At 67.9% G+C, this 25,940-nt stretch carries 23 protein-coding genes and 1 pseudogene; 10 read left to right on the top strand and 14 right to left on the bottom strand.

The genetic code is table 11. The features are described from left to right. The first annotated feature begins 118 nt into the window (after positions 1–118). Entirely contained in the window at positions 119–1,849 is a 1,731-nt protein-coding gene (gene cydD / locus BIZ42_RS03155) for a thiol reductant ABC exporter subunit CydD (protein WP_070425525.1), read from the top strand. Further along, a pseudogene (gene cydC, locus BIZ42_RS03150) lies at positions 1,846–3,518 on the top strand (thiol reductant ABC exporter subunit CydC). The gene cydD and the pseudogene cydC overlap by 4 nt, the downstream one beginning before the upstream one ends. 53 nt (positions 3,519–3,571) lie before the next feature. Here the strand turns inward: cydC and BIZ42_RS03145 are convergent. From BIZ42_RS03145 to ccmA, 11 genes are all read right to left on the bottom strand, one after another. Then, entirely contained in the window at positions 3,572–4,186 is a 615-nt protein-coding gene (locus BIZ42_RS03145) for a cold shock and DUF1294 domain-containing protein (RefSeq protein WP_070425524.1), read from the bottom strand. Positions 4,187–4,194: 8 nt separating this feature from the next. Next, positions 4,195–5,307 carry a homoserine O-acetyltransferase gene (locus tag BIZ42_RS03140; RefSeq protein ID WP_070425523.1) on the bottom strand — a complete coding sequence of 371 codons (1,113 nt, stop codon included), beginning with the start codon at positions 5,305–5,307 and terminating at the stop codon, positions 4,195–4,197. A 73-nt stretch (positions 5,308–5,380) separates the two neighbouring features. After that, complete coding sequence (locus BIZ42_RS03135; RefSeq protein ID WP_070427429.1) at positions 5,381–6,397, bottom strand: tetratricopeptide repeat protein; 1,017 nt, start codon at positions 6,395–6,397, stop codon at positions 5,381–5,383. Beyond that, complete coding sequence (locus tag BIZ42_RS03130; RefSeq protein WP_070427428.1) at positions 6,391–6,777, bottom strand: cytochrome c-type biogenesis protein; 387 nt, start codon at positions 6,775–6,777, stop codon at positions 6,391–6,393. The genes BIZ42_RS03135 and BIZ42_RS03130 overlap by 7 nt, the downstream gene beginning before the upstream one ends. Before the next feature lie 64 nt (positions 6,778–6,841). After that, on the bottom strand, positions 6,842–7,453 hold the full coding sequence (locus BIZ42_RS03125; RefSeq protein ID WP_070425522.1) for a DsbE family thiol:disulfide interchange protein: 612 nt from the start codon (positions 7,451–7,453) through the stop codon (positions 6,842–6,844). A 9-nt stretch (positions 7,454–7,462) separates the two neighbouring features. Continuing rightward, entirely contained in the window at positions 7,463–9,376 is a 1,914-nt protein-coding gene (locus BIZ42_RS03120) for a heme lyase CcmF/NrfE family subunit (RefSeq protein WP_070425521.1), read from the bottom strand. Next, positions 9,377–9,838, bottom strand: a complete 462-nt coding sequence (gene ccmE, locus BIZ42_RS03115) for a cytochrome c maturation protein CcmE (RefSeq protein ID WP_019182864.1) — start codon at positions 9,836–9,838, stop codon at positions 9,377–9,379. Beyond that, positions 9,835–10,020, bottom strand: coding sequence for a heme exporter protein CcmD (gene ccmD / locus BIZ42_RS03110; protein WP_070425520.1), 186 nt, complete (start codon positions 10,018–10,020; stop codon positions 9,835–9,837). Before ccmD ends, ccmE begins: the two co-directional genes overlap by 4 nt. Beyond that, a complete protein-coding gene (gene ccmC / locus BIZ42_RS03105) occupies positions 10,017–10,781 on the bottom strand; it encodes a heme ABC transporter permease CcmC (RefSeq protein ID WP_070425519.1) in 765 nt (254 codons plus the stop codon). Before ccmC ends, ccmD begins: the two co-directional genes overlap by 4 nt. Before the next feature lie 123 nt (positions 10,782–10,904). Continuing rightward, positions 10,905–11,600, bottom strand: coding sequence for a heme exporter protein CcmB (ccmB, locus tag BIZ42_RS03100; RefSeq protein WP_019182867.1), 696 nt, complete (start codon positions 11,598–11,600; stop codon positions 10,905–10,907). Further along, positions 11,597–12,226 carry a heme ABC exporter ATP-binding protein CcmA gene (ccmA, locus tag BIZ42_RS03095; RefSeq protein ID WP_070425518.1) on the bottom strand — a complete coding sequence of 210 codons (630 nt, stop codon included), beginning with the start codon at positions 12,224–12,226 and terminating at the stop codon, positions 11,597–11,599. Before ccmA ends, ccmB begins: the two co-directional genes overlap by 4 nt. A 102-nt stretch (positions 12,227–12,328) precedes the next feature. Here ccmA and BIZ42_RS03090 point away from each other — a divergent pair, with 102 nt between their 5' ends. From BIZ42_RS03090 to BIZ42_RS03080, 3 genes are all read left to right on the top strand, one after another. Next, positions 12,329–13,477 carry a pyridoxal phosphate-dependent aminotransferase gene (locus tag BIZ42_RS03090; protein ID WP_070425517.1) on the top strand — a complete coding sequence of 383 codons (1,149 nt, stop codon included), beginning with the start codon at positions 12,329–12,331 and terminating at the stop codon, positions 13,475–13,477. Positions 13,478–13,494: 17 nt separating this feature from the next. Beyond that, positions 13,495–14,301 carry an amidohydrolase gene (locus tag BIZ42_RS03085; RefSeq protein ID WP_070427427.1) on the top strand — a complete coding sequence of 269 codons (807 nt, stop codon included), beginning with the start codon at positions 13,495–13,497 and terminating at the stop codon, positions 14,299–14,301. 230 nt (positions 14,302–14,531) lie between these two features. Then, positions 14,532–14,966: a hypothetical protein gene (locus BIZ42_RS03080; RefSeq protein WP_019182871.1), complete on the top strand. Its 435-nt coding sequence runs from the start codon at positions 14,532–14,534 to the stop codon at positions 14,964–14,966. Between the two features lie 151 nt (positions 14,967–15,117). Here BIZ42_RS03080 and BIZ42_RS03075 read toward each other — a convergent pair whose 3' ends face one another. From BIZ42_RS03075 to BIZ42_RS03065, 3 genes are all read right to left on the bottom strand, one after another. After that, positions 15,118–16,800 carry a pseudouridine synthase gene (locus BIZ42_RS03075; RefSeq protein ID WP_237393582.1) on the bottom strand — a complete coding sequence of 561 codons (1,683 nt, stop codon included), beginning with the start codon at positions 16,798–16,800 and terminating at the stop codon, positions 15,118–15,120. Positions 16,801–16,878: 78 nt separating this feature from the next. Beyond that, on the bottom strand, positions 16,879–17,925 hold the full coding sequence (gene scpB / locus BIZ42_RS03070; protein WP_070425515.1) for an SMC-Scp complex subunit ScpB: 1,047 nt from the start codon (positions 17,923–17,925) through the stop codon (positions 16,879–16,881). A gap of 15 nt (positions 17,926–17,940) precedes the next feature. Further along, on the bottom strand, positions 17,941–18,972 hold the full coding sequence (locus BIZ42_RS03065) for a ScpA family protein (protein WP_026069732.1): 1,032 nt from the start codon (positions 18,970–18,972) through the stop codon (positions 17,941–17,943). Between the two features lie 220 nt (positions 18,973–19,192). Between BIZ42_RS03065 and BIZ42_RS03060 the strand changes: the two genes are divergently transcribed. The 5 genes from BIZ42_RS03060 to BIZ42_RS03040 all read left to right on the top strand — a co-directional run bounded on the left by BIZ42_RS03060 (position 19,193) and on the right by BIZ42_RS03040 (position 25,934). Next, a complete protein-coding gene (locus BIZ42_RS03060) occupies positions 19,193–19,492 on the top strand; it encodes a YciI family protein (RefSeq protein ID WP_070425514.1) in 300 nt (99 codons plus the stop codon). Beyond that, complete coding sequence (locus BIZ42_RS03055; protein ID WP_019182876.1) at positions 19,489–19,758, top strand: BolA family protein; 270 nt, start codon at positions 19,489–19,491, stop codon at positions 19,756–19,758. Before BIZ42_RS03060 ends, BIZ42_RS03055 begins: the two co-directional genes overlap by 4 nt. Positions 19,759–19,906: 148 nt before the next feature. Then, on the top strand, positions 19,907–20,944 hold the full coding sequence (locus tag BIZ42_RS03050) for a LacI family DNA-binding transcriptional regulator (RefSeq protein WP_019182877.1): 1,038 nt from the start codon (positions 19,907–19,909) through the stop codon (positions 20,942–20,944). 90 nt (positions 20,945–21,034) lie between these two features. Continuing rightward, positions 21,035–24,094, top strand: a complete 3,060-nt coding sequence (locus BIZ42_RS03045; protein ID WP_019182878.1) for a TonB-dependent receptor — start codon at positions 21,035–21,037, stop codon at positions 24,092–24,094. A 226-nt stretch (positions 24,095–24,320) separates the two neighbouring features. After that, positions 24,321–25,934 carry a glucoamylase family protein gene (locus tag BIZ42_RS03040; RefSeq protein ID WP_019182879.1) on the top strand — a complete coding sequence of 538 codons (1,614 nt, stop codon included), beginning with the start codon at positions 24,321–24,323 and terminating at the stop codon, positions 25,932–25,934. The last annotated feature ends 6 nt before the right edge of the window (positions 25,935–25,940 follow it).

The following is a 25,940-nucleotide window of genomic DNA, read 5'->3' as shown; positions in this document are numbered from 1 at the left end:
AAACGCACTCGCACGGGGATCGTATGCCATCCCGCCCCTGCGACCGCTGGCCGCACGGGGGCGGGGCCAGCACCTACTACAATCGACGGAACCTCCCTGTGGCCGCCAGTGACTTGTTTTGAGCATACCCCCCGACGCGTCGATTGTTGAGACAACCGCCCTGCGCCGGCAGCGCCTGCACTGGCTGGGCGGGCTGGCCGCCGCCGCGCGCGGCAAGCAACGCCTGGCGGCGATCTGCATCTGCCTGTCCGGCGCGCTGCTGATCGGCCAGGCGGCCGCCATTGCGTGGCTGATCCAGGCCGTGCTGGTCGATCACCGCCCGCTGGCCGAGGCCACCCCGGTCCTGCTGGGGCTGCTGGCGGTGCTTGGCATCCGCACCCTGCTGGGCAGCGTGACCCAGGCGGCCGCCGGGGACGTCGCCGATGCCGCGCGGCTGGCCCTGCGTGAACGGGTCTACCAGCGGCTGCTCGGCCACGGTCCGCTGTGGCTGCGCCAGCAGCGCACCGGTGAGCTCGGCGAACTGATGCTGGCCCATGCCGATGCGATCGAGAATTATTACGCGGGCTATCAGCCGGTCCGCATCGAAGTGGTGGTGGTGCCGCTGCTGATCGCCATCGCGGTGGCCTGGACCGATTGGGTGATCGCGCTGATCCTGCTGTTCACCGCGCCGCTGGTGCCGTTCTTCATGATGCTGGTCGGCTGGGGCGCTGAAGCGGCCGGGCGCGCGCAGTTGGGCGAACTGGCGCGGATGAGCGGCCACTTCGCCGATCGCATCAAGGGCCTCGGCCTGCTGCGCCTGTACGGGCGCGGCGAGGCCGAGCTGGACGGTGTGGCCAGCGCGGCCGAAGGGGTGCGCGAGCGCACCCTGAAAGTGCTGCGGATCGCTTTCCTCTCTTCGACGGTGCTGGAGTTCTTCGCCTCGGTGAGCGTCGCGATGGTCGCGCTTTACCTTGGCCTGAGCTACCTGGGCCTGATGTCGCTGCATGCGCAGGTGCCGACCCTGGGCGTGGGCATGTTCTGCCTGCTGCTGGCACCGGAGTTCTACGCACCGCTGCGGCGATTGGCCGCGCACTATCACGACCGCGCCAATGCGCTCGCCGCCGCGGCGGAAGTGGAGCGCCTGCTTGGCGAGCTGCCTGCCGCAGCCGTTGTCGATGACGCACCGCCCGCCACCGCGCGCGCGCCGGAGCTGTTGGAACAGCACGCGCCCCCGGTGGTCGTACGCGACGTGAGCCTGCGCCCGCTCGGTGCGCACCACGATGTGGTGCAGCACCTTTCGTTCCAGATCGAACCGGGGCAACGCGTGGCGCTGGTCGGGCCCAGTGGCAGCGGCAAGAGCACGCTGCTGGAAGCGCTGGCCGGGTGGCTGCCACCGCGCGAGGGCAGCATCGTGCTGCGCCCCGGGCTGGAAGTGGGCTATGCCGGGCAGCGCCCCTATCTGTTCCACGGCACGATCGCCGACAATCTGCGCCTGGCCGCACCGGGCGCGACCGATGCGCACCTGCGCGCCGTGGCCGAGGCGGCACAGGTGATGCGCTTCGCCGCCGCGTTGCCGCTGGGGCTGGACACGGTGATCGGCGAACGCGGCTTCGGCTTGTCCGGCGGCGAGGCGCGCCGGATCGGCCTGGCGCGGCTGTTGCTGCGCGACCCACACCTGCTGCTGCTTGACGAGCCGACCGCCTTCCTCGATCCGGAGACCGAAGCCGATCTGCTGCGCACCCTGGCTGCCTTCGCGCGTGGGCGCAGCGTGGTGATCGCCACCCACAGCGAAACCGCCATGCGGTGGGCCGACACCCGCCTGACATTGACCGCCGGCGGTGCACGCCTGGCCTCGGAGGTGTCGCCATGAAGGCTGTCCGGATCGATTCGCTGAAGGGGGTGTTCTCCCGGCACCGCGGCCGGCTGCTGCTGACCGTGCTGCTGCTGTGGACCACGATGCTGGCCGGTACCGCGTTGCTCGGGCTGTCCGGCGGGTTCCTGACCGCCGCCGCCTTGGCCGGGGCCGCCGGGCTCGGCAATGGCTTCAACTTCTTCTCGCCCTCGGCGGGCATCCGCGGGCTGACCATGGCGCGGATCGTGTCGCGCTACTTCGAAAAGCTGGTGGGCCACGATGTCACCTTGCGCATCGCCCGCGACCTGCGCGTGTGGTTCTTCCGTCGCGCGCTGCCGCTGGCGCCGGCCCGCCTGGCAGGGGTGCGCACCGGTGAACTGCTGGCGCGGCTGATGTCCGATATCGGCGAGGTCGACGGCCTGCTGGTGCGCGCGATCGGCCCGCTGCTGGCGCTCGGTGGCATCTCGCTGGTCGCGGTGGTCTCGGCCGGCATCATCTATCCGCCGGCGGCCGGCCTGCTGGCGCTGCTCGCCTTGCTGATCGGCGTCGGCGTGCCGTGGTTGACCGTGCGGGGCGCCGCGGACCAGGAGCGTGACCGCGCGCTGCACCGCGCGCAGCTGCGCACGCAGTCGTTCGAAGGCCTGGAAGGCGCGGCCGACCTCGCCGCGCTGCAGGCGCGCGAGCATTGGAATCAGCGCGTGCTGGTCGCGTCCAAGCAGCTGAAGTCACGTGACAAGCGCCGTCGCTGGCGCCTGATCAGCGGCAACGCGCTGCATGGCCTGTGCGGCGCGGGGGGCTGGTGGCGATGCTGTGGCTGGCCCTGCAGGCCTTCGAGCGCGGCAGTGTGGATGCCGCGTTGGCGGCCGCACTGGTGTTCCTCACCGTCGCACTGCTGGAGCTGTGGGCCGGCATCGGTCTGGCCTGGCAATCGTGGTTGTCCGGCCGCGTCGCCGCGGTGCGGCTGGAGGCCATCGTGGATCAGGCGCCGGGCGTGGTCGAGGCGCAGGCGCCGGTGGCCGTGCCCGCGGTGCCGGCCACGCTGCGGTTTGATCAGGTGGTGTTCCGCTGGCCCGGCCAGGCGAGGGTGCTGCTGGACCAGGTGCAGCTGCAGCTCGCGCCCGGCGAACGGATCGCGATCCGCGGTGACAGCGGTAGTGGCAAGACCACGCTGTCCTCGTTGTTGCTGCGGCTATGGGATCCCGAGGCGGGCAGCGTGCGTTACGGCGATGCCGATATCCGCGGATTCGCGCAGGCCGAGTGGCACCGCCAGATCGCCTGGCTGCCGCAGAATGCGCCGGTGTTCGCCGGCACGGTGGCGGACAACCTGCGGCTGGGCGATGCAGCGGCCAGCGACGCGCGCCTGTGGCAGGTGTTGGCAGAGGTAAGACTGCAGAGGTGGGCCGAACAGATCGGCGGGCTCTCGGCCTGGGTGGGCGAGAACGGCGCGACCATGTCGGCCGGGCAGGCGCGGCGCCTGGCGCTGGCACGTGCGCTGCTGCGCGACGCGCCGATCCTGCTGCTGGACGAACCGACCGAAGGCCTGGACGTGGATACCGCGCATGCGTTGTTGCACGACATGGTCGCGGCGCTGGGCAACCGTAGCCTGTTGATGATCACCCACGACGAACTGCCGGACGGCATCGTGCATCGTAGTTATCGTTTGCGGGACGGGCGGTTGGAAGGGTAGCAGCGAAGGCGATCTGCACACAGCGTGGAACGTCATCCACGCTTGAGGTGGATCTACCCGAGGAACCTGCCGTCGCGGATCAGCCATCCCAAGCCTGCGACGTTGATCACCATCGCTACCCAGAACACCCGCTGGAAGGACGCTTTGCGGTTCTTGTGGCGCAGCAGGGCCTGCGCCATCAATGCCCCCGGCCAGCCGCCCAGGAGGGCCAGCCCCTGCAGCGTGCTTTCCGGTGTGCGCTGGCGATCATTCTGGGCGGCGGATTTGTCATGCCAGTACCACGCAAACGTGACCACGCTCAGGACAAGGTAGATGCCCGGCACCCACATCGGCCAGTGCTTCCACAGCGCCACAGCAACGAGGCCTGCGAGGAACACCAGCGCAATGGCCGTACGTGGCAATCGATCCGGCCCCGCACCCCGCGCCGCTGCGCGTGCAGCAGGGCGGCGACCATCGCGGCCCAGCGCAAACCGTATCGCGGCGGCATTACGGCGCCCCTGTGCATCGGTCTGCACGTCATAGGTGATCACATCGCCCAACACCGGGCGTCGATCACGTGCGGCGAACGCGCGGATATGCACGAAGCACCGCTCGCCGCCGCCATTGGGCTGCACGAAGCCGAAGCCGCGCGCGTCGTTCCACTCGCTGATCTTTCCTTGAAGGCGCATGGTCCAACTCAGAGTGAGGACAGGAACCCGCTGACCGCCGGCCCGAACCGTGCGAAGTCCACCAGGAACGCATCGTGGCCCTGCGGCGAATCCAGCCCGATGAACTGTGCGTCGGCACCACCGGCGCGCAGGCCATCGGCGATCTGCTGTTGCTGCTGTACCGGAAACAGGATGTCGGTGTTGGCGCCGATCGCCAGCGCCTTGTCCACCTGGATCTTCGCCAGCCCGGCCATCACGTCGCCGTCGGCGTATTCGGCCAGGTCGAACCAGTCCATCGAGCGGCTCAGGTACAGATAGCAGTTGGGATCGAAGAAGCGCACGAAACGGCGTGCGTGTCCCTCCAGATAGCTTTCGACCTGGAACTCCAGGCCGAACGGATCGTCATCGGCCTGATCCGAATCCAGGCGCACGCGGCCGAAGCGGCCGTCCCATTCCAGGGCGGACCGGTACGTGATCACGCCGAGCTTGCGCGCCATGCGCATGCCTGATTCCGGATAGGCCTGATCCGTATAACGACCGCCATTCCACTGCGGATCGAGCCGGATCGCTTCGCGCTGCAGCGAGCGGATCGCGATCGAGAACGGCAGTGCCTGGGCACTGCCGGAAATGTTGATATGGCTGCGTGCGATGCCCGGATGCAGCAACAGCAGCGCCAGCGCGGTCATCCCGCCCATCGAGTTGCCGATCACGCAGGCCAGTTCGGTCACGCCCAATGCGCGCACCACCTCTACCGCCGCACGCGCCCCATCTTCGATCGACAGCTCGGGAAAACGCAGGCCATACAGCTCACCGGTGGCCGGGTCGATGCTGGCCGGGCCGGTCGATCCCTTGCAGCTGCCCAGTGAGTTCACGCAGATCACGAACCAGCGATCCGTATCGATCGGCTTGCCAGGGCCGACCATCGCCTCCCACCAGCCGGCGGCCGGGTTGTCGGCGTTGGCCGCCGCATGCGCATCGGGGGAGAGCCCGGTGACGATCAACACCGCATTGCCGGCGTCCGCGTCAAGCGTGCCCCAGGTTTCGTAAGCCACGTGGGCATCGCGCAGCTCACCGCCGCGCTTGAACGCGAACGGCGAGGGCAGGGCGTGGTAGCGGGTGCCGGGGGGAATGAATTCAGTCATGCGCGCAGTTTAGCCGGGCGCCGCGATGGCGCCGTGGTGGTGGGCGGCACGCTGCGTCGCGGCCGCGCAGCGATCAAGGGCGATCAAACACCAGTGGCACCGGCCCGGCATGCGGCAGGCGCACCCGTACCGGGGCGGTTTCCACATCGTCCGGCTGGCGGTTGGCCTGGCCCGAACGCGACAGCCGCGCGAAGACCTCCACCTCCTGCACCTGCGATAGGGTGCTGGTCGGCATCGGGCTGTCGCCATCGCCGAGCGTAACCAGCAGCGGCAACCGGCTGGCCGGGTGTTTCTGCACGGCGATCGGCATCGGCGGGCCGTCGGGCGCGCGCGCGATCACGAACACTGTGGCGTTGGCCAGCGCCGGATCCGGAGCGGTTTCCGACGCGAACCGCACCTGTACCGCGAGTGCGTGATTCCCGGCCGCCGCAGGGGCCGGCGTCTCCGGCAGGGGCGGGAGACCGGCATTGCCGCGCGCGATGGCGATCTGCTCGCGCAACGCGCGCGCCGCGCCCGGCTCCAGCCGTGGCAGCAGCGCTTCCCAGGCGGCCGCTGCCTCGGCGTCCTGCCCGCGCTGGCGCAGGGCGATGCCGATCAGCCAGCCAGCGCGTTCGCTCTCCGGCGCGAGCGCGTTGGCGTGGCGCAGCCACTGCAGGGCCTGGTCATCGAATTGTTTGCCCGGCGCTGCCTGGGCCCGTGCCTGGGCCGCTTCGACCAGCACGCCAGGGTCGTCCGGCGCGAGCCGCACGGCCCGGTCGAACGCCGCCGTGGCCTCGTCCAGCTTGCCCAGCGCCAGCTGCGAGCGGCCGAGCAGTGCCCAGCCATCGGCGCGTTGCGGATCTTTCGCCAGCGCCTGCTCCAACGCCTGGACGCCATCTTCCAGCGTGGCGGGCTCGTCGTTGGCCGCGGTTCGCTCGGCGGCATCCGGCGTGCCGACCAGCAGGTACAGCGCGCCACCGGCCAACCCAAGGGCCAGCATCGCGATCACGAAGGGGCCGCGTTGGCCGCCTGCACGCAGCGGCCGCAACACGAGTGCAGCGACGGCAGCGGCAACGACCGCAGCGCTCAGGGCCATCCAGAGACTCACCAGCGCTCCTCGCTCTTGTCCATCGGTTCGATTCCACGGCTGCGACGGCGCACCACCCAGATCAATACGCCGGCACCGATCAGCAATGCCGCCAGCGGGCCGAACCAGAGCAGCGCATTGCGGGCCTCCATCGGCGGCCGGTACAGCACGAACTCGCCATAGCGGTCGACCAGGAACTGCTTGATCTGTGCATCGCTGTTGCCCTGCTGCATCAGCATCAGCACTTCCCGGCGCAGGTCGTGCGCGATCTGCGCATTGGAATCGGCCAGCGACTGGTTCTGGCACTGCACGCAGCGCAGCTCGGCAGCCAGCGCGTGGAAACGGGCTTCCTCGGCGGCATCGCGGTACTGCAACGGGGTCGGGTCGGAGACGGCCTGCGCCATCACCGGCAACGCCACGGCCAGCGTCAGCGCGATCAGCACGACGCTGGCCAGCCGGACAAGGCGGTTACGGCGAAGCGGGCAGCTGCGGCTGGGCATCGGCATGGGCACGCTCCACCTTTTCCAGTTCCGGGATCAGCTGGGTATCGATCACGCGCTGGCTGAGCGCGCCGCTGTACTTCCAGCGCACCACGCCGCTGGCGTCGACCAGGAAGGTCTCGGGCGCGGCGGTGACGCCCCAGTCGATCGCAGTGCGGCCTTCGATGTCGCTCAGCACCAGCACGAACGGATTGCCCAGCTGTTCCAGCCAGCGCAGCGCATCGGCCGGCTCGTCCTTCCAGTTGTAGCCGATCACGCGCACGCGCTTGGTTTCGGCGAATCGGGTCAGGATCGGATGTTCGTCACGGCAGGCCGCGCACCAGCTGCCCCAGACATTGAGCACATACGGGGCGCCGCGCAGCTCGGTGCTGCTGACCTTGATCTGTGGATCGTGCAACACCGGCAGTTCGAAGGCCGGGGCCGGCTTGCCGATCAGCGCCGAGGGCAGCACGTCGCGATCCGGTGCGCCGGATTTCATCACCCCGTAGATCATCAGCCCCAGCAGCCCGAAGAAGAACAGCACCCCGATGACGATGGCCACGGGCGGCAGCGGACGGGAGGCGGGGCGGGGATCGGACACGGGAAACTCCTAGGGACGACGGAAACGACGATCGGCAGCGGTGACGAAACCACCCAGCGCCATCAGCAGCGCGCCCAGCCAGATCCAGCGGACGAACGGTTTGATGTGCACGCGCACGGCCCATGCATTGTTGCCCAGCGACTCGCCGAGTGCCACGTAAACATCGCCGTTGAGACGGGCGTGGATGCCGGCCTCGGTCATCACCTGCCCGCCACTGGCGTACAGGCGTTTTTCCGGATGCAGCAGGGCCAGCTGGCGGTCATGCTGGAACACGCGCAGGTGGCCGCGATCGGCCACGTAGTTTGGTCCCTGCTGGTGGTCCACGCCTTCAAAACGCACCTCGTACGTGCCCACCACGAGCGACTGGCCCGGGGCCAGCGCGACTTCGCGCTGCACGTTCAAGGCCTCCACCAGCAGCGCGCCGGCCAGGAACACGGCCACGCCACCGTGGGCAAGCAGCATGCCGACCATTTCGGCGGTGAACTTCCCGTTGCCGCGCAGGCGGGTCCAGACGAAGCGCCCGGTACCCAACGCCACCCAGGCCGCACCGGTCACGCCAGCGGCGGTCTTCAACGCGCCCTGCGGCGCCATGAAGTAGGCGACCACGCCGAGCAGCACGGCCAGCCCGGCCCACGGGGCGAGCATCGCCAACCGGCGCGAGGCCTGGTCGCGCTGCCAGTTGACCAGCGGCCCGAACGGCAGCAGCGCCACCAGCGGCGCCATCAACACCACGAACAGCGTGCCGAAGTAGGGCGGCCCCACCGACACCTTGCCCAGACCCAGGGCATCGGCCAGCAACGGGTACAGCGTGCCGAGCAGGACCATGCCGCAGGCCGCGGCGAGTAGCAGGTTGTTGGCCAGCAGCAGGGTCTCGCGCGAGGTCGGCAGGAAGCCGCGGCGCGGGTCGTCACTGGTCAGCGCACCGGCACGCAGTGCGTACAGCAGCAGCGCGCCGCCGATCACCAGCGCCAGGAAGATCAGGATGAAGGTGCCGCGCGAGGGATCGGCGGCGAACGAGTGCACGCTGGTCAGCACGCCCGAGCGCACCAGGAAGGTGCCGAGCAGCGACAGTGCGAAGGCAGCGATCGCCAGCAGCAGCGTCCAGCTGGCGAAACTGCCGCGCTTTTCAGTGACGGCCTGCGAGTGGATCAGCGCCGCACCGGCCAGCCAGGGCATGAAGCTGGCGTTCTCGACCGGATCCCAGAACCACCAGCCGCCCCAGCCCAGTTCGTAATACGCCCACCAGCTGCCAAGTGCGATGCCGATGGTCAGGAAGCCCCAGGCCACGTTGGTCCACGGCCGCGTCCAGCGCAGCCAGCGCGCGTCCACGCGGCCTTCCAGCAGCGCGGCGATCGCGAATGCGAACGGCACCGAGAAACCCACGTAGCCGATGTACAGCATCGGCGGGTGGATGATCAGCCCGGGATCCTGCAGCAGCGGGTTGAGGTCACGTCCTTCCAGCGGCGCCGGAATGAGCCGCGCGAAGGGATTGGAGGTGAAGATCAAGAACGCGAGGAAGCCGATGCTGATGATGCCGAGCACCCCGAGCACGCGCGCGCAGACCTCGGCCGGCAGCCGCTTGGACCACAGCGCAACTGCGCCGCACCACAGCGCCAGCACCAGCGCCCACAGCAGCAGCGAGCCTTCATGCGCGCCCCAGACCGCCGAGTAACGGTAGGCCAGCGGCAGCAGCGAGTTGGAATTCTCGGCCACATAGCGCACCGAGAAATCCTGGGTGACGAAGGCCGCTGTCAGCACGCCGAACGCGCCCAGCAGCAGCGCCAGCTGGGCGTACGCCGCCGGTCGCGCCACCGCCATCCACGTGGCGCGGCCACGATGGGCGCCCCACAACGGCAGCACGGTCTGCAGCACGGCCATCAACAGCGCGGTGACCAGCAGGATCTGCCCCAGTTCCGGCAGCACTCAGTACGTCTCCGGTGCCGGCACGGGCACATCGTGCTTGGTGTGCGCCTGGCCCATTTTGTCGGCTACTTCCTTGGGCATGTAGGTTTCGTCGTGCTTGGCCAGCACTTCTTCGGCGACGAAGCGGCCGTCCTGCAGGCGCCCGGTGGCGACCACCGCGGTGCCTTCGGCGAACAGGTCCGGCAGGATCCGCGAGGTGACCACCGGCAGGGTGGCATCGCCATCGGTCACCACGAAGTGCGCATCCAGCGAGCCGGGCGCGCGCTGCAGCGAGCCTTTGACCACCATGCCGCCCAGGCGGAACCGGGCATGGTCGCCGGCATCACCGCGCAGTACTTCGGAGGGTGTGTAGAGGTAGGCGATATTGCGTTGCAGGGCCATCGCCACCAGCGCGGTCGCCAGACCGGAGGCCAGCACCAGCAGCATCACCCAGAGCAGGCGGCGACGCCGGACCGGATTCATCGGGTCAGCTCCGGCGCGAGCGGCGGTGCGTTGCCGGCGGCCGTGCGGGCCTGCTGGCGCTGCTGGCGGCGCGCGGCCAGGCGGCGCGCCCAGCGCAGGCGCAGCCAGGAACCGATGGCATCGCTGCCCAGTACCAGCACGAACACCGCATAGGCGGCGATCACATAGGGCAGGTGGGTCATGGGCGGGTGTCCTCCAGCGGTGCACGGGTGCCGGCGGTGACCCAGGCCTTGCCGGCCTCGCGCAGCAGGTTGTCGGCGCGGGCCTTGGCCAGCAGCGAGCCGGCGAACCACAGCTTGGTGCCGATCACCATCAGCCACAGTGGCAGCGCCATGCTGGCATCCAGCGTGGACTCGCCGAACAGGCGGATGGTCTGGCCCTGGTGCAGGCTGCCCCACCATTCCACGGAATAGCGGATTACCGGCAACAGGCTCACCCCGACGATGGACAGCAGGCCCGCCGCGCGCGCGGCGCTGCGACGGTCCTCGATGGCGTGGTAGAGGCCGATCACGCCCAGGTACAGGAACAGCAGGATCAGCTCGGTGGTCATGCGCGGGTCCCAGTCCCACCAGGTGCCCCAGGTCGGCTTACCCCAGATGCTGCCGGTCAGCAGGGTGATCACGGTGAAGCCGGCGCCGAGCGGGGCGCAGGCCATCGCCAGTACCTCGCAGGTCTTGATCCGCCAGATCAGCGCGATCGCCGCGTACAGCGCCATCAGCGCGAACACGAACAGGCTCATCCACGCGCTGGGGACGTGGATGTAAAGAATGCGGAAACTGTCCAGCTGCTTGGAATCGGCCGGCACGACGGCCAGCGCCTGCCAGATACCGACCAGCAGCACCGGTACCGCCGCCAGGTAGAACACCCGCGACCAGCGCGCGGCAAAGCGGTCGAAGGTGGGCGGGGAACCGAGTTGGTGGAACCAGCGGACGATCGGGTGCATGCGGCAGTGGCTATCCAACGAAAGGCGGCGATGAAACGGACGTGGAGTGGCTCGGCAACGGATGACGCGGAGGCAGGTGACGCTCACAACACAGCACACGCCACCGACAGTACGCCATACCGCTCAACTCAGCGAGATGCGGATCGCCGCGGCTGTCGCCAGCGGGGCCAGCACCAGCGCCACCACCAGCCCGGCGCCCAGCATCAGCAGGGCGCCGATCGGGTCCTGGCCGCGGGCGACCGCGGCCACGCTGCCCGCGCCGAACACCAGCACCGGCACATACAGCGGCAGGGCCAGCAGCGCCACGAGAATACCAGAGCGCCGGATGCCGACCGTCAGCGCGGCGACCACCCCGCCGATCAGGCTCAACAACGGCGTTCCCAGCAGCAACGATGCCAGCAACATCGGCAGCTGGTCATGCGGCAGATGCAGCATTTCCGCCAGCAGCGGCGACATCACGATCAACGGCAGGGCGGTGGTGACCCAGTGCACCAGCACCCGCACCAGGACCAGCCAGGCCAGCGGAACCGGGGCCAGCAGCCATTGCTCCAGCGAGCCATCTTCGGCATCGCTGCGGAACAGCGAGTCCAGCGCCAGCTGGCCGGCCAGCAGCACCGCCAGCCACATCACCGCCGCGGCCACGCGCGCCATCGCCTCCGGGTCGCGGCCCAGCGCCAGTGCGAACAGCACCACCACCAGCAGTGCGAACAGCAAGGGCTGCAGCGCATCGCCGCGGCGCCGCCAGAGCAGGCGCATGTCGCGGGCAATCAGGGCCCGTGCGGTCTGCCACAGACCCGGTTCGGTGCCTGGCGCGATCATGCCGCCGCTCCCAGGGTCAGCAGGCGCGTGCGCACCGGCGGGGCCGCGTAGGCGCCGTGGGTGGTGACCAGGGCGGCGCCGCCACTGCGCAGGTGCGCGGAAATCATGCGGTTCACCAGGTTGATGCCGTCCAGGTCGAGATTGGCGTAGGGCTCATCGAGCAGCCACAGCGGCGCGGGCGAGAGCCAGATGCGGGCCAGCGCCAGGCGGCGCTTCTGCCCGGCCGAGAGCTGTCGCACCAGGGTGTCTTCATAGCCGGCCAGGCCGACGATCGCCAACGCGTTGCCGGGCATCTGGCGGGCGCGGCGGCCGTGCAGTCCGCACAGGAAATGCAGGTTCTCCAGCGTGTCCAGGTCCGGCTTGAGTGCGGGCAGGTGGCTGAGATAGGCCACATAGTGGGCGCGCTCCTTGTGCCCGGCGCGCTTGCCATCGATCTCCACCTGGCCGCTGCCGGCGCGCAGCAGCCCGGCCAGCACCCGCAGCAGGGTGGTCTTGCCGGCACCGTTGTCGCCCTGCACCAGCAGGGCTTCCCCGGCATCCACGTGCAGGTCCAGCGGGCCGAAGACGGGTTCGTCGTTGCGACTGAAGCCAAGGCCATGCGCGGCCAGCAACGGAGGGGCGTTCAAGGGGCGGGATCTTTGCACCGGAATGGGCCGCCATTGTATCGGGGGAACGGGTCGGATGATTTGCGTACACTGGGAGTTCCCCCGGTTCTTTCCCTGCTGCCGATGCAACCGCAAACCAAGCTGCCCAAGGTGGGCACCACCATCTTCACCGTGATGTCCCAGCTCGCCGCCGAACACGGCGCGGTCAACCTTGGTCAGGGCTTTCCGGATTTCTCCGCACCGCAGCGGCTGATCGATGAAACCATCGCCGCGATGCAGGGCGGGCTCAACCAGTACCCGCCGATGACCGGCGTGGCGCCGCTGCGCCAGGCCATCGCGCAGAAGTCGCTGGATCTGTACGGCGCGCAGGTTGATCCGGACACCGAGATCACCGTCACCAGCGGCGCCACCGAGGCGATCTTCAATGCCATCCACGCCGTGGTCCGCCCGGGCGAGGAAGTGATCGTGCTCGACCCGGCCTACGACTGCTACGAACCGGCGATCGACCTGGCCGGTGCGCGCGCCGTGCACGTACCGCTGGACCCGCAGACCTTCGCGGTGGACTGGGACCGCGTGCGTGCGGCGATCAGCCCGCGCACCCGTCTGCTGATGGTCAACACCCCGCACAACCCGTCCGGCGCGATGCTGACGGCCGATGACATGCAGGCCCTGGCCGATGTGCTGCGCGGCACCGACATCTACCTGATCTCCGATGAGGTGTACGAGCACATCATCTACGACGGTCGCCGCCACGAATCCTCGCTGCGTCATCCGGAACTGCGCGAGCGCGCGTTCGTGATTTCCAGCTTCGGCAAGACCTACCACTGCACCGGCTGGAAGATCGGCTATGCGATCGCGCCGCCGGCGATGACCGCCGAATTCCGCAAGGTGCACCAGTACAACACCTTCACCAGTTTCGGGCCGGCCCAGTACGGCTTCGCCGCGATGATCCGCGACGAGCCGCAGCATCATCTGGAACTGGGCGCGTTCTACCAGGCCAAGCGCGACCGCTTCCGCGAGCAGCTGGCCGGTACCCGGCTCAAGGCGCTGCCGGTGCCGGGCGGTTATTTCCAGCTGGTGGATTATTCGGCGATCAGCGATCTGCCCGACCACGAATTCGTGAAGTGGCTGACGATCGAGAAGGGCGTGGCGGCGATCCCGCTGTCGCCGTTCTATGAAACCGCGCCCGCCGGCCAGCGCCTGGTTCGCCTGTGCTTTGCCAAGAACGACGCCACGATGGACGCGGCGATCGAACGCCTGCGGGCACTGTGATGGGCACCGTGGCCGAACTGCAGGATCTGCGTATTTCCCTGGTCCAAGGCGACACCCGCTGGCACGATCCGGCCGGCAACCGTGCCTACTACGGTGCGCTGCTGGCACCGCTGGCCGGGCAGACCGACCTGGTGATCCTGCCGGAAACCTTCACCAGTGGCTTCTCCAACGACGCCATCGACAAGGCCGAAGGCATGGACGGCCCGACCGTGGCGTGGATCCGCGAGCAGGCCGTGCGGCTGGGCGCGGCGGTGACCGGCAGCGTGCAGCTGCGGGTAGGCGAGGGCGTCTACAACCGTCTGCTGTGGGCCACGCCGGATGGCGAGCTGCAGTACTACGACAAGCGCCATCTGTTCCGTTACGGCGGCGAGCATGAGCGCTATGCCGCCGGCAGGCAGCGCCTGAGCGTGGAGTGGAAGGGCTGGCGGATCAATCCGCAGGTCTGCTATGACCTGCGTTTCCCGGTGTTCTGCCGCAACCGTTACAACGTGGAGCGCGCCGACCAGCTGGATTTCGATCTGCAGATCTTCGTGGCCAATTGGCCCTCGGCACGCGCCTACGCCTGGAAGACGCTGCTGCGCGCGCGCGCGATCGAGAATCTCTGCTACGTGGCGGCGGTCAACCGGATCGGCGTGGACGGCAACGAGCTGCATTACGCCGGCGACAGTGCCGTGATCGATTTCCTGGGCCAGCCACAGGTGGAAGTGCGCGAACGCGAGCAGGTGGTCACCACCGCCATCTCGGCAGCGGCCCTGGCCGCGCACCGCGCGCGCTTCCCGGCGATGCTTGATGCGGACAGCTTCAGCCTTCAGGAACGCAGCTGAAACGGTAGTGCCGGCCGCTGGCCGGCTCTGCACGTTGCAGGCGGTGCGCATCGCCGGCCAGCGACCGGTTCTCATGGGCATTGCAGGATTGCCTGGAGCCGGCCAGCGGCCGGCACTACCGGGGCCGCTCGGGCTGAACAGACGCCGGATGCGGGCGGTGTGCATCATCCGCGCCACACGCGCACGCTGCTAGATTCGGCGCGTTACCCCTTCAGTACGAGCGGACCCGCATGAAGAAGTTCTCCCTGGCATTGATCGCATTGGCCGGTATCTCGGCCGTCCCGGCTGCGCAGGCCGCCGGCAACATTGATTGCGAGCTGCACTACAACCTGGCCGGGTGGTCGGTGCTGTACAAGACCGCTTCCGGCACGGGCACCATCCAGTGCGACAACGGCGCGCGCATTCCGGTCAAGATCACCGCCAAGGGCGGCGGCCTCACCGTGGGCAAGTCCAAGATCGTCGATGGCAAGGGCAAGTTCTCCGGCGCCTACTCGGTCAACGACCTGATCGGCTCCTATGCCGCCGTTGAAGCGCACGCAGGTGCCGACAAATCCAGCAATGCCCAGGTCATGACCAAGGGCGATATCTCACTCGCTCTGGCGGGCACCGGCAAGGGCTGGGACCTGGGCGTGGGTGTAGGCCGCTTCACCATCGAGCGACGTTGAGGGGTAGAGCCACGCCACGCGTGGCTGCACCACCATCTTGGGCATGACGCGCAGCCACCCATGGGGTGGCTCTCCACGACCGGGTTGATCGCCGCCCGCGCGGACCCAACAAAAAACCCCGGCCGAAGCCGGGGTTTTTTTGTGTCACTGATCAGCCGCCGCGCGGGCCGCCACCACGGTGACCGCCGCCGCCCGGGCCACGGTTGCCGCCGGGACGACCGCCCGGGCCGCCCGGACCGCGACCACCCGGGCCACCCGGGCCCCGGTTGCCGCCGGGACCACCGGGGCCGCGATTGCCGCCCGGACCGCGCGCATTGGCGCCGCCCGGACCACGGTTGCCGCCCGGACCACCCGGACCGCGGTTGCCCGCCGGGCGCGCGCTGCCGTACGGGCTGGCGCCCGGATTGGCGTGGTCGGACGGGAAGCTCGGCGCATTGCCCGGATGGCCATACGGATGGCGGGACGGACCCTGGCCACCCTGGGCGCCGCGGTTGCCACCGCCGCCCGGACCGGCCGGACGGCCCTGGCCGCCATAACCGCCACGGCTTTCGCCACCGCCGGCATAACCGCCGCGGCCTTCAGCGCCGCCACCGTAGCTGCCGCGACCCGGGCCGCCTGCGCCACCCGGACCCTTCGGCTTGCCGTACGGACGGCCCTGGCCGCCGGCGCCTGCGCCGGCACCCGGACCACGTGCACCCGGGCCACGGGCAGCGCCCGGGCCGGCATTGCGGTGGCCGCTCGGGCCGGTGCTGACACCGTCGGGCACATACCAGCTGCGGAACGCGGCCGGGTTGCCTTCCGGCAGCGCACGGTTGCCCTTGTCCGGGCGCGCCTTGAACGGGCGCTGCGACTGCTTGGCTGCTGCTTCGCCGCTGACCGTCAGGCCACCCTTGAAGCCGCCGCCCTTGCCGCCGCGACCACGGCCGCGCTCTTCGCGCACGTTGTCGAAACGACGCAGTTCGCGGCCTTCATCGGCCGAGTTGTGGCCGTTGACGTAGGCGTTGCCACGGCCACCCTCGCGCGAGACGCGCACGGTGGTCTTGGCGGCGCGGCGCTGGCCGATCACCGGCTGCAGGGTCAGCGCCGACGGCGCGCCTTCTTCCAGCTTCAGTTCGGCGCGCAGTGCTTCGACCTGCTTGGCCGGCAGTTCGACCGACTGGCCACGCAGCAGTTCGCGCGGCAGGCTCACCTTGCCGTAGCGGGTGCGCTTCAGGCGGCTGACCTGGCAGCCCTGCGATTCCCACAGGCGGCGCACTTCGCGGTTGCGGCCTTCCTTGACGACCACGCGGAACCAGTCGTGCGAGTCGGTGCCGCCGATGCGTTCGATCTCGTCGAACTTGGCCGGGCCGTCTTCCAGCGCGACGCCACGGGCGAGGCGGTCGACGATGCTGTCCGGCACCTTCTCTTCGCCTTCCGGGGCACGCACGCGCACCACGTATTCGCGCTCGACCTCGTAGGAGGGGTGCATCATCGCGTTGGCCAGCTCACCGTCGGTGGTCGCCAGCAGCAGGCCGGTGGTGTTGATGTCCAGGCGGCCGATCGCGATCCAGCGCGCGCCCTTCAGGGCAGGCAGCGCTTCGAACACGGTCGGGCGACCTTCGGGATCTTCGCGCGTGGTCACTTCGCCTTCCGGCTTGTTGTAGGCCAGCACGCGCGATGTTTCGGTCAGCGCGGTGGCCACGAAGCCACGGCCGTCCAGTTCGACTTTGTCGCCGCTCTTGATCGACTGGCCGGTCTGCGCGACCTCGCCATTGACCTTGACCAGGCCATCGGCGATGCGCTGTTCCAGCGCGCGGCGCGAACCCAGGCCCGCCTGCGCCAGCACTTTGTGCAGGCGCTCTTCGAGCTTGGGCTGTTCGGAGGCGGTTTCGCGCTTGAGCGAAAGCTTGTTCAACGACGGCTTGCGGGGGTGTCACTCATTTACTTGGCTCCGGCCGGCAACGGATGCGTCGGCCTCTGGTTCGGGATCGGCTTCGTCAACAGCCACGGTCGTCTTCGCGACGGCGTTGTTTTCGGTTTCGTTCTGGGGCGCCGCGCGCTCTCCCGGCGCGGTATCGGGTTCGCCATCGCTGGCGGTCGTATCCGCGTCGTCGTCGGCAGGCGACAACGGCGCATGGGATGGGGTGTCCGAAGCGTCCGCATCGGCGGAAGCTTCGCTATTGTCCGGATCTGCCGGCTGCTCCGCCAGCCGGGCCGAGGCCAGCGCCACGCGGGCGGCCAGGCGGGCGGCGGCCGGGTCCACCGGGTCTGCAGGATCCACCGGCGCTGCAGGATCCAGCGGCTCCGCCGGGTCCGCCGGGTCCGTCGGCGCCGGGGCGTCGTCGTCGTTGGCCGCGTCGCTGTCCAGCGCCGCATCCGGTGTCGCCGCGCCAGCGGGCTGGCGGCCGGCCGGCTGGCCTTCGCTGTCCAGCGGCAGTTGCGGTTCCAGCTCACCCAGGTCGCGCAGCTCGGACAGCGGCGGCAGTTCGTCCAGGCGCTTGAGGCCGAAATAATCCAGGAAGCCCTTGGTGGTGCCGAACAGCGCCGGCTTGCCGGGCACGTCGCGGTGGCCGATCACGCGGATCCATTCGCGCTCTTCCAGGGCCTGGATGATGTTGCTGCTGACCGCCACGCCGCGGACCTGTTCGATCTCGCCGCGGGTGATCGGCTGGCGGTAGGCGATCAGGGCCAGCGTTTCCAGGGTGGCGCGGGTGTAGCGGGTCTTGCGTTCGGTCCACAGCCGGGTGATGTAACCGTGCACCTCGCTGGTGACCTGGAAGCGGAAGCCGGAGGCCACCTCGACCAGTTCCACGCCGCGGTCCTGGCAGCCCTCGCGCAGCAGTTCCAGCGCGCGTTCGATGCTGCCCGGCGGTGCCGGTTCCTCTTCCGGGAACAGACCCTGCAGCTGCGCCAGCGTCAACGGCTCGCTGGCGGCCAGCAGGGCGCCTTCGACAATACGGTTGATCAGCGGTTGATCCATACGTGGGTCGGGTGCTCAGTCGGATTCGTTGGCGGCGTCGTTGTCGTCGAACTCACTGTTGAACTGCAGCGGTTCGTTGGTGTTGCCGGCGGCCAGGGACTTGACGTAGATCGGCGCCAGCGGAGCTTCCTGGACGATGTCCAGCAGCTGTTCCTTGGCCAGTTCGAGCAGGGCCAGGAAGGTGACCAGCACCCCCAGCTTGCCTTCTTCGGCGGTGAACAGCGTTTCAAACCGGTAGAACCTGCCGTCTTCCAGACGACCCAGCACGTCGCCCATCCGCTGGCGCACGCTCAGTGCCTCGCGTTTGATCGCGTGGCCGGTGAACAGCTCGGCGCGCTTGAGCACGTCGTGCAGCGCCATCAGCATTTCCTTCAGATCCACCGGCGGCGGCAGCTTGACGGCCGCGCGGTCGGGGACGAAGGCGTGGGCCACGGTGGTGTCGCGGTCCTGGCGGGGCAGGCTGTCGATATCTTCGGCGGCCTGCTTGAAACGTTCGTACTCCTGCAGCCGGCGCACCAGCTCGGCGCGTGGATCGGCTTCCTCGCCCTCGATGCTGGGCGGCCGCGGCAGCAGCATCCGCGACTTCACTTCGGCCAGGATCGCCGCCATCACCAGGTATTCGGCCGCCAGTTCGAAGCGCAGCTCCTGCATGACGTTGATGTACTCGACGTACTGGCGGGTGATCTCGGCCACCGGGATGTCCAGGATGTCCAGGTTCTGCCGGCGGATCAGGTACAGCAGCAGGTCCAGTGGACCTTCGAAGGCATCCAGGATGACTTCCAGCGCGTCCGGTGGGATGTACAGGTCCTGCGGGATCTGCAGGACCGGCTGTCCATGCACCACGGCCAGCGGCATTTCCTGCTGCTGTGGGGCGGGCACTCGGGTTGGCGGGTTCGCGTCGGGCGCGAGTTCGGCAGTCATCAAATAGACGTCAGTATTGCAACGGACCGGTCGCCGCACCATGCCAGCGTCCGGAACGGTCCCGGGCGGCAGGATGGCAAGCCATGACACGCCTGGGTCGGCGCGGTTCCACACTTCAAACAGCAAGGCGCGCCGCGATGGGCAGCGACAGAACTACGGGGAGGTCGTCTACGTGTGCTGGTGTGGGGCAGTGGATCGGTCGTCGGCTGGCGGTGGAGCCGGGGGCCGACGGGGCGCTGCGTCCAGCCACGTGCAATGGAGCTAAGACTACGGGGTTGGGGCGCCAGTGTCCAGCCAGCCCCGCTAGAATGCGCGGGATCGATTCAACAAGACCTCGGAGTTGCCCGTGTGGTATGTGATTGAAGGCTATGACGGCACCGATGTGCTGGCCGCCCGTCTGGCGTCGCGCCCGGCCCATCTGGCCCGGCTGCAGGCCCTGCAGGATGAAGGCCGGCTGCTGCTGGCCGGCCCGTGCCCGGCCATCGACAGCGAAGATCCCGGTCCGGCCGGCTTCAGCGGCAGCGTGGTGATCGCCGCGTTCGATTCGCTGACCCACGCCCAGGACTGGGCCGCCGCCGATCCCTATGTGGAGTCGGGCGTCTACGTGCGCGTCCAGGTGCGTCCGTTCCGCAAGGTCCTGCCTTGAACCGGGTCGACCGCATCCGCGAGGCGCTGCAGCAGGCGCTGGATCCGGAGCTGCTGGAGGTCAAGGACGACAGTCATCGCCATGCCGGCCACGAGGGCGCGCGTGATGGCCGGGGGCACTTCAAGGTGCACGTGGTCAGCGCAGCCTTCGAAGGAAAGCTCCCACTGGCGCGCCATCGGGCCGTCTATGCGGCCCTGGGGACGATGATGGAGACCGATATCCACGCGTTGTCCATTCGCGCCGAGACACCGGTCAAAAACCGCTGAAACCCTTGTCCCGCCTTGTCCTGGTCGGTCCCGGACAGGGTCGCCATGGACAGCTTTTGGTTACCGCCGTACGACATGAGGCTAACGTAGTGTTTACATCCGGGTTTGAAAACGCTTACATTCCGCGCCAAGCCCAGATCTCTAAGCCGTGGAGGGCGGCGAAGTGAACAAGGCAGCGATCACTATCAAAGATGTCGCCCGTGAAGCCCGTGTCTCTGTTGCCACGGTCTCGCGCGCACTCAATGGCCATGAAAATGTTGCCGAGCCCGTGCGCAAGCTGGTGCTGGAGGTGGCGGCGCGACTGCGCTACACCCCGCATGCAGCGGCCCGGAGCCTGAGCAGCCGACGGACCAATACCATTGGCGTGGTGTTGCCCGATCTCTATGGCGAATTCTTCTCCGAACTGATGCGCGGCATCGATGGGGTGGCCCGCGAGCGTCGCCAGCATCTGCTCGTGTCCAGTTACCACGGTGACCAGGAGCAGCAGGGCGCGGCCCTGCGGGCCATGCGCGGCCGTGTCGACGGGTTGCTGGTGCTCTCGCCGTATGCCGAGAGCCCGGGCTTCCTGACCGACAACCTGCCGCAGTCGTTGCCCACGGTGCTGATCAACACGTATCTGCCCGAGCAGGATCATCCGGTGCTGAGCATCGATGACCATGCCGGCGCGATGGCCATGACCCGCCACCTGCTGGACGTCGGGCATCGGCGCATCGCCTTCATTTCCGGTCCGGACCTCAACTACGACGCCCGTGAGCGCCTGCGCGGTTTCCGCGATGCGCTGGCGGCCTTCGGCGATGCTGCCGAAGGGATCGAGTTGCCCGGTGACTTTGACGAAGCTTCCGGCCATCGCGCCGGACAGGAGTTGCTGGCAGCCGGCACGCTGCCCGACGCGGTGTTCGCCGCCAACGACATGATGGCGCTGGGGTGTCTGTATGCGTTCGCGCAGGCAGGCGTCCGTGTCCCGTTCGATGTCGCATTGGCGGGGTTCGATGACATTCCGCTGGCACGTTTCGTTCACCCATCGTTGACAACGATGCAGGTGAGTATCGCCGACCTCGGCGATAAGGCCGCGACGCGCCTGCTGCAGTTGATGGATGGCAACAACACAGAAGGGGCCGGCGACAAGCAGACGCTTGTACCGACCCTGATCGTGCGTGATTCGAGCAGAGCCAGAACCGAGCAGTAGGTCACGACCGTTGGTCGTGACGCCCTAAAAAAACGCACCACATAAAACGACAGGGGCCGCAAAGACGGCCACCACCACCCGGAGAGTTACATGACGTATTCCAATCACCGCAACCGCGCGCCCGCACGCAGTCTGTTGTCCAGCGCGCTGGTCACCTGCCTGATGCTGGGCGCCGCCCCGAGCGTGATGGCGCAGTCGGCCACCTCGTCGCTGCGCGGCCAGGTCGCCGAGGCTGCCGCCGGCACCGAAGTCACCGCCACCAACGTGGCCAGCGGCACCGTGCGCCGCGCCACCACCCGTGCCGATGGCAGCTACTCGCTGATGGGCCTGGACCCTGGCACCTACAACGTCGTGGCCAATGGCCAGACGCAGAAGGTGACGGTCACCGTGGCCTCCACCGCGACCCTGAACTTCAGCGGCGCACCGGCCAACGGCGGCACCGCCAACGCAACCAACCTGGACACGGTCAACGTCATTGCACCGACCCTGCTGCAGGAAGTGCGTACCTCCGAAGTGGGCAAGACCGTCAGCCTGCAGCAGATCCAGACCACCCCGCAGGTGTCGCGCAACTTCCTGGAATTCGCCGACGCGGTCCCGGGCCTGATCTTCACCCGTGATGCCAAGGGCAACACCTCGCTGCGCGGCGGTGCCACCAACTCCGACGGCACCAACGTCTACATCGACGGCGTGGGCCAGAAGAGCTACGTCAAGGGCGGCGGCGTGGCCGGCCAGTCCGGCAGTGCCGGCAACCCGTTCCCGCAGCTGGCGATCGGTGAATACAAGGTCATCAGCGGCAACTACAAGGCCGAATACGGCCAGGTGTCGAGCGCGGCCGTGACCGCGGCCACCAAGTCCGGTACCAACGAGTTCAAGGGTGAAACCTTCTACCGTTACACCAACGAAGACATGCGCGCCAAGACCCCGGCCGAGCGCCAGGCTGGCCAGAGCAAAGAGGCATCGGCCGAGAAGGAATACGGTTTTGCATTGGGTGGCCCGATCATCCAGGACAAGGCGCACTTCTTCGTGACCTACGAAGCAAAGCGCTTCGACCTGCCGGTCACCATCGCGCCGGACGGCGCGGTCGGCCGCGCTGCCGCCCTGCTGCCCCCGGAAGGCGCCGCCGGCCTCGGCCCGGCCAGCCAGCCGTTCCAGCAGGATCTGATCTTTGGCAAGATCGACTTCGAGCCGACCGACAACGATCGCATCGAGCTGACCTTCCAGGACCGCGATGAAACCCAGTCGCAGTTCAGCGGCCAGACCTCGCCGGAAGCCGGCCGCGAAGTGGTCAACACCGACCGTCGTTACGCCCTGCGCTGGAACCACAGCGGCGAGCGTTACTACAACGAATTGATGGTCACCCACGAAGATTCGTTCAACAACCCGACCCCGCTGACCCTGGCCAACGGCATCACCTACACCGCACCGGACGGCACCGAAGACCGCACCGTGGTGAAGATCGGTGGCGCATCGGCGCTGGATTCGCAGGTGAAGGGCCAGAAGGGCTGGTCGATCGAAGACAACCTGACCCTGGACGGCATCGAGTGGCAGGGTGACCACACCATCAAGATGGGCGCCAAGTACAAGCAGATCGATCTGTACGCATCCGATGCCGCGCAGATCAATCCGACCTTCACCTACAGCCTGGGTGATCCGGACTTCCCGTCTTCCATTCCGTACAAGGCGCAGTTCGTCAAGCCGGTGACCGGCGTGTCGGGCGTGTCGGGCGAAGTGCGTTCGAAGTCCAAGCAGATCGGCCTGTTCATCCAGGACGACTGGCAGGTCAACGACCATCTGCAGCTGAACCTCGGCCTGCGTTGGGACTACGAGAAGACCCCGTCCTACCTGGACTTCGTGACCCCGCAGCAGGTGGTCGACGCGATCTACTCGCAGGATCCGCGCGCCGCCGCGGGCCAGACCTACGCCGATTCGCTGGCGCTGGGCGGCCTGAACATCGGCGACTACATCAGCAACGGCCACAACCGCAAGGCGTTCAAGGATGCCTGGCAGCCGCGCCTGGGCTTCTCGTATGACGTCAATGCCGACGAGCAGCACGTGTTCCACGGTGGTGCCGGTCGTTCGTATGACCGCGATCTGTTCGACAACCTGCAGCTGGAAACCACCAAGCTGGCCCTGCCGCAGCCGACCATCTACTTCCGCAACCCGGCCACCGGCACCTGCATCGACGGCCAGGCCGCCTGCTATGACTGGAACCCGAACCTGCTCAACGGCATCGGCAACCTGCAGGCCCTGGTCGGTTCGACCAGCAACGCCGGCCTGGAAGTCGATCTGCTGAACAACAACCTCAAGGTGCCGTACTCGGACCAGTTCAGCTTCGGCATGAGCAACCAGGTCGGTGAGTGGCTGACCGATGCCACCATTTCCCGCACCCTGAGCTACGACGGCTTCGCCTTCACCTTGGGCAACCGTTACCCGACCGGCCAGTTCTTCGATGACCCGCGCCTGTGCGGCGGCACCGACCCGGGCCTGAGCCAGGCCTGGAGCTGCAACGTGCCGGGCTTCGGCAGCCTGATCATCGGCCAGCAGGGCATCAAGACCCGCGCGACGCAGGTCCTGCTGTCGGCGCAGAAGCCGTTCACCCAGGAAAGCGGCTGGGGCACCTCGGTGGCCTACACCTGGACCACCGCGCGCCACAACCGTGACATCAACGAGAAGTACGCCTTCGACCGCGGCCTGATCGAAGATTATCCGACCATCCGTTCCAACGGCGCGCCGCGCCACCGCCTGGTGGTCACCGGTTCGTACGCGGGCTTCTGGGGCATCACCTTCGGTGGCAAGGTCACCCTGGCTACCCCGACCGCCGTCAACGACTGGTACCCGGTGCCGCAGGCCAGTGGCTACAACCTGCCGACCCCGCAGGCAGCCGTGCCCAATGCCAATGGCAAGTTCCTGCTGGGTGGCAAGATCTTCGGCTACCGTTCGGTCGATCTGCAGGCGACGAAGACGTTCAAGATGCCGGGCGAGACCGAGCTGTACGCTCGTATCGACATCATCAACGTGTTCAACTTCGACAACTTCTCGACCTACAACTACGTCAAGACCAACGGCAAGCTGCAGGCCAGCTACAACGAGACCGGCGACATCATCGGTACGCCGCGTCAGGTCAAGGCAGAAGTCGGCTTCCGCTTCTGATGCAACAACGGCCCCGTCTTTGGACGGGGCCGGTTTCATGGCAATGGCTGGCCTTCGGGCCAGTCCATTGTCCAGGCCGCTGCCACGGAGGGTGGCAGCGGCCTGGGCAATGACCCGCTTGTTCGGACCACGCACGCGTGGTTTTTTTAAGCGGCGTTCTGTAAACGATTTCAGGTCATTGGACGTTATGCTTCCCAGTCACGAACACCGTAGAAGGAGTTGGCCCATGCAGGCACGCCACCTGTTGACCGCTGCGGCGATCAGCGTCGCCGCCGTTGCCTGTCAGCCGCAGGCCCAGCAGGAGCCGGCCAAGCCCAAGCCGCCCGTGATCCTGGTCGAGGCGGATGTGCCGCCGCGGCCGATGAAGCCGGAACTGCCGCCGCTGTTCGACGATATCGAGCGCCGCACCTTCCAGTTCTTCTGGGATACCACCAACGAGGTCAACGGGCTCAGCCCTGACCGTTACCCGTCGCGCCCGTTCGCGAGCATCGCCTCGGTGGGCTATGCGCTGACCGCCTATCCGATCGGCATCGAGAACGGCTGGGTCAGCCGCACCCAGGCGATCGACCGCACCCTGCTGACGCTGAAGTATTTCCGCGACCTGCCGATGGGCCCGCAGCGCACCGGCAAGGCCGGTTACAAGGGCTTCTACTACCACTTCCTGGACATGCAGGAAGGCCGCCGCTACGACAGCTGGGTGGAGCTCTCCAGCGTGGATACCGCGCTGCTGATGATGGGCGTGCTGTTCGCACAGTCCTATTACGACGGTGACGACGCGCGCGAGAAAGAGATCCGCGAGATCGCCGACACGCTCTACAAGCGCGTGGACTGGCCCTGGCTGCAGCAGCGCGCACCGCTGATCTCGATGGGCTGGTTCCCGGAGAGCGGCTTCATCGATCACGACTGGATGGGCTACAACGAGGCGATGATGGTCTACATCCTCGCGCTCGGCTCGCCGACCCACCCGGTCAGCCCGGACGCCTGGACGGTCTGGACGCGCACCTACGACAACGACTGGGGCGTCTACCAGGGCCAGGAATACCTGTCCTTCGGCCCGCTGTTCGGCCACCAGTACACGCACGTGTGGGTGGACTTCCGCGACATCCAGGATGCCTACATGCGCGAGCGGGGCAGCACCTACTTCCTCAACAGCCGCTCGGCCGCCCTGGCGCAGCGCGAATACGCGATCGCCAACCCGATGAACTGGAAGGATTACGGCCAGAACGTGTGGGGCCTGACCGCCAGCGACGGCCCGCAGAACACCACCCAGGAATACCGCGGCGAGCAGCGCCAGTTCCGCCATTACTCCTCGCGCGGCGCGGGCCTGCGCGAGAATTTCGATGACGGCACCATCGCACCGACCGCCGCGATCTCCTCGATCGTGTTCGCCCCGGAAGAAGTGATCCCGGCCGCGGTGGAGATGCACAAGCGCTACGGCGATTACATCTACTCCAGCTACGGGTTCCTGGATTCGTTCAACCCGAGCTTCAACTACGACATCCCGATCAAGACCGGTCGCCTGGTCCCGGATCGCGGCTGGGTGGCCAGCGATTACATCGGCATCGACCAGGGGCCGATCCTGACCATGATCGCCAACTACCGGAACGATTTCGTCTGGAACGTGATGAAGAAGAACGCGCATATCCGCAAGGGTCTGGAGCGCGCCGGCTTCAGCGGTGGCTGGCTGACGCCGGAAGGCGAGGACCAGCCGATGGAACTGCAGAAAGATGAAAAGGCGGCCTCGGCCCGCTCGGTCGGCATCGCCGAATCGCGTGCGGCAGCCGCCCAGGAACAGAAGAACAATTCCAATTCGAACCGCAACCAGCAGCAGGGGAAGTAAGCAGTG

This window comes from Stenotrophomonas sp. LM091, from assembly GCF_001806305.1.
GTDB lineage: Bacteria > Pseudomonadota > Gammaproteobacteria > Xanthomonadales > Xanthomonadaceae > Stenotrophomonas > Stenotrophomonas bentonitica_A.
Note: the sequence above shows the minus strand (reverse complement) of the source record. Positions and strands in the feature narration are given on the sequence as shown.